Origin of the sequence: Methylophaga sp. UBA4204, from assembly GCF_002379485.1 — a bacterium.
Taxonomy (GTDB): domain Bacteria; phylum Pseudomonadota; class Gammaproteobacteria; order Nitrosococcales; family Methylophagaceae; genus Methylophaga.
Window position 1 is genome coordinate 6,039 of record NZ_DFTU01000058.1, and the last position, 4,281, is coordinate 10,319.

General features: G+C 48.4%; 3 protein-coding genes. All 3 read left to right on the plus strand.

What is annotated here, in order from left to right; all coding sequences use genetic code 11:
- Window positions 1–629 precede the first annotated feature (629 nt).
- Window positions 630–1,976 carry a TolC family protein gene (locus B3182_RS08380; RefSeq protein ID WP_292479040.1) on the plus strand — a complete coding sequence of 449 codons (1,347 nt, stop codon included), beginning with the start codon at window positions 630–632 and terminating at the stop codon, window positions 1,974–1,976.
- Window positions 1,976–3,871, plus strand: a complete 1,896-nt coding sequence (locus B3182_RS08385; RefSeq protein ID WP_292412661.1) for an efflux RND transporter periplasmic adaptor subunit — start codon at window positions 1,976–1,978, stop codon at window positions 3,869–3,871. Before B3182_RS08380 ends, B3182_RS08385 begins: the two co-directional genes overlap by 1 nt.
- A partial coding sequence (locus B3182_RS08390) for an efflux RND transporter permease subunit (protein ID WP_292752325.1) occupies window positions 3,868–4,281 on the plus strand: 414 nt, incomplete at its 3' end. The genes B3182_RS08385 and B3182_RS08390, both read left to right, overlap by 4 nt.

Sequence of the window (4,281 nt, forward strand, 5' to 3'; positions counted from 1 at the left end):
GTTTGCAGCGGCTGCTATGTCACTTTCATCTGTGAGCGTTATCATGAATGCACTGCGGTTGCGGCTGGTTAAATTATAAAGAAATAAACTTTATCGTTTTAATAACAGAGTATTTGTTGAACCTTCACCAGCACTTTTGGTCAATAATATTTACAAACTGACTGTAAAAGAGTATTCTTAGACTTAATGCGCATAATAAATTTATTTTTTCTTTGTTTCGCCTTGGCTTTTGCCAACGCCAGCTATGCGCATAGCTATGAGACAAATTGCCCAATGGAAGAAGATGGCAGCATGGCCACGATGGACCATGCCGATATGCCAGACTGCTGTAATGATGCCGTGATGGCCGCTAAAACGGGTCAATCCTGTAAAGCAGATCAAGATTGCAGCATCTCTAATGTAGTCATGTTTTTTTCTGTTCCATCATGGAATTTAATTTCTACTGATAGAAGTAGGGCACTAACCAGCATAGCGTTCGTGCCTAACGCAGCACCTACTGATCTCTGGCGCCCGCCAACCTTAAGCTGATCCCATTATTCCCGTAGTGTTTCAAGCTGCTACTTAGTTCCATGCTTGAAACATCTGCGTTGCTTTTGCTCCAACGCCTTTGACTACATCGGATCCAGCTCATGTCAAACCTATTCACCAGAGCCATTGTGCTCAAAAGATATTTGCCAAAATTATGGCGAATATATTGGCTCGGCTTTGTCGCCTTATTTATTGCCAGTTTTGCAACTGCGGTAATAGCGCAACCACAAGCCGAGTCACTTAGCTTGCAAAACGCTTTGCATCTCGCTGAGCAACGCTCTCAGGCCTTGTTAGCGCAAGATGCTGCAGCGCAAGCCTCCCAAGAGCTGGCCATTGAAGCCGGTCAACTTCCCGATCCCATGCTGGAGTTATCTGTAAATAACCTGCCAGTCAATGGTCCCATGGCTTATAGCCTTACGGAAGATTTTATGACCTCTCGCAATATTGGCATTTCTCAGACATATACCCGTGAAGCCAAGCGCCATGCCCGTGCCAACGTGTTTGAACGTAAAGCAGATAAGGCGCAGATAACTAAAAAACTGACACTTACTGAAATTCGCCAAAACACTGCATTGGCCTGGTTTGATGTTTATTACCAGCAGCAAATGTTGGAACTATTAACACGCCAGCAGCAAGAGGCAAGCTTACAAGTTCAGTCTGCTGAAGCTGCCTATCGTGGTAGCACCGGTCCACAATCCGATATTTTTCTAGCCAGATCGACTGTCGCAGAAATCCAGGATCGTATTTATCAAGCTCAAGCGCGCCTTGATAATGCCAAAACAACGCTATCGCGTTGGGTCGGGGATATTAACAATATCTCTTTACACGCTGCGCCTGACATTACTCAGTCTCCGCTCGACACTCAGCATTTATATCATCAGGTAAGTGAACATCCAGATATTGCTGTATTGAAGGCTGAGGAGGCGGTTGCAATGGCTGAAGCTAAGGCCGCACGTCAAGAGAAGCAAGCTGATTGGACTTGGTCAGTAATGTATGGCGAACGAAGTTCAGGTTTTTCGGACATGATTTCGATTGGTGTCAGCGTGCCGCTGCAATGGAATCAGGAGAACCGCCAGGATCGGGTGGTAGCCGCCAAATTGGCCCAAGCGGACCAGGTGCGAGCTGAACGTGAGGAAATGACTCGGGAACATATCGCTGAAACAGAGCGCTGGCTTGACACATGGAAAAGTAATTTAGTCAGGCTCAGTGACTATGAAGCGGCTTTGATCCCGCTTGCCAAGCAGCATACCGATGCGGCACTGGCTGAATATCGGGGCGGTAAGGGCGAGTTAGTGACAGCCCTTGATGCTCGAAAAATGGAAATTGCTACGCGTATAGAAAAACTGCGGATCGAGATGGAAACCGCAGCGCTTTGGGCCACATTGGAATATCTGATATTACCCGAGAATGCACAAATCCCTACGTCCCGCGTCATGGAGTTCAAATAATGAATCGTAAATACATCTTTTTATTTTTATTAACAGTCGGGATGATGCTACTGATTGGCTATGCCGTTTATCAGTGGGGAATGCGCCAGGGGATGGATATGTCTAAAGCGGTGTCAGAGGACATATCTGATACCGCCAAGTCTACCGAAGACCCTTCAAACTGGAATATTGCTGAAGGCGAAGAGGCGACTCGTCGTCATATGGACGCTGGGATTAAAGCCGGTGATATTGATCCGGTCACGGGCCAAAAGATTCTTTTTTACCAAGATCCGATGGTCCCCGGCAATAAATTCGAGACGCCAGGTAAGTCACCCTATATGGATATGATGCTGGTGCCAGTTTATAAGGGTAGCGCGGGTGGTGAGAGTGCAACCGATGAGCCCGGCGTTAGCATTAACTCCCGCCTACAACAAAATATTGGCATACGGACGGCTTTGGTAACCAAACAGGACATAGCGACGCAGGTGACAGCGGTAGGCGCTATTGCATGGAACGAGCGCGAGGAAGTGAATGTTCAAGCCCGTGCTCTGGGTTATGTGGAAAAACTTTTCGTAAAGGCCACCCTGGAGCAGGTCAATAAAGGCCAGCCGCTTTTGGCTATCTATGTACCTGACTGGGTGGCCGTACAAGAAGAATTTCTGGCTCTTAACAATATGCAAGGAGAAGGATTAGATGAACTGATAGCAGCCTCAATTGCCCGCATGCGCCAAGTGGGGATGAGCGAAGCACAAATCCGTCAGGTAAAAAGCACCGGCAGACTTCAAACGCAGCTGATTATTACCGCCCCCATTGATGGCGTCGTCACAGAATTAGTTGCCCGCGAAGGCATGACCATATCAACCGGTTCCACATTGATGCGTATTAATGGATTAGACCCCGTCTGGGCGAATGCTGAGGTACCGGAGAGTCAGATTGCGTTACTCAACCCTGGTGATCCCATCACCGCCAGCAGCCCGGCTTTTCCCGGCAAACAATTTAGAGGTCAAATACAAAGATTATTACCGGAAGTGAACCCTACAACACGCACCCTTAAGGCGCGTGTGGTGTTGGACAATCCACAGGGTGAATTGGCGCCGGGTATGTTCGTCAATATGCAGTTGGCAGGCAAACAAATTAACGATGCGCTGATGGTGCCAACCGAAGCGCTTATCCGAACGGGCAAACGCACCTTAATCATGCTGGCACTCGATAACGGCAGTTTTCGCCCGGTTGAAGTCATAACCGGACGCGTAACTGATGATAAAACCCAAATCCAGCAAGGACTGCAGGAAGGTGAACGGGTTGTGGTATCAGGTCAGTTTTTGGTGGATTCAGAAGCCAGCCTGAGAGGTGTTGAAGCCCGACTAAGTGACGATAACACGTCGAAAGCCGATGACCATTCAATGTCTGAGATGACAATGGAGACTCATCAGACCGAGGCACAAATCGAAGCCATAAACGGGCAGATATTGACTTTGACCCATCCAGATATTCCCACCCTGGAGTGGCCGGGTATGACCATGGACTTTGAACTTTCGTCATCACTCAATCCAGATGAACTGACGGTGGGTGAGCAAATTGAAATTGCCTTTCGTTTAGAAAAAGGCGCGGCGCCATTGATTGTTGAGTTTCAACCGCTCTCAAAAGCTCCTGAAATGGCAATGGAGAGTCATGAGACGCAGGCAAAAATCGAAGCTATAGACAGGCAGATTTTGACGCTGACCCATCCAGATATTCCCAGCTTAAATTGGCCGGGCATGACCATGGACTTTGAATTGTCATCCTCGCTGGATCCTGATGGGCTAACAGTGGGCGAGCAAATAGCAATTGAGTTTCGCTTAGAAAAAGGCTCGGCACCTAAAATTATCGACCTGCAGCCTTTGTCAGCCGAGACTGAAATGGAAGGTGCAAAATGATTGCTAGACTCATACGTTGGTCGATCGACAACCGTTTTCTGGTGTTATTGGCGACGCTGATGATGCTTGCCTGGAGCTTAGTATCGTTATCACGCACGCCGCTGGATGCGCTGCCTGATCTCTCGGATGTTCAGGTGATAATTAAAACGAGCTGGCCGGGACAAGCACCACAATTGGTCGAGGATCAGGTGACTTATCCATTAACCACGACCATGTTATCGGTGCCCGGTGCCAAAGTGGTTCGTGGTTTATCATTCTTCGGCGATAGCTATGTCTATGTCTTGTTCGAAGAGGGTACCGATCTGTATTGGGCCCGCAGTCGGGTGCTGGAATACCTTAATCAGGCGCAGTCAAGGCTGCCGGATACGGCAAGTTCCTCAATCGGTCCGGATGCCACCGGTGTGGGTTGG

Excerpts from the sequence above, each read along its gene's own strand:
- B3182_RS08380 (WP_292479040.1), top strand. The coding sequence starts at position 630 with ATGTCAAACCTATTCACCAGAGCCATTGTGCTCAAAAGATATTTGCCA.
- B3182_RS08385 (WP_292412661.1), top strand. The coding sequence starts at position 1,976 with ATGAATCGTAAATACATCTTTTTATTTTTATTAACAGTCGGGATGATG.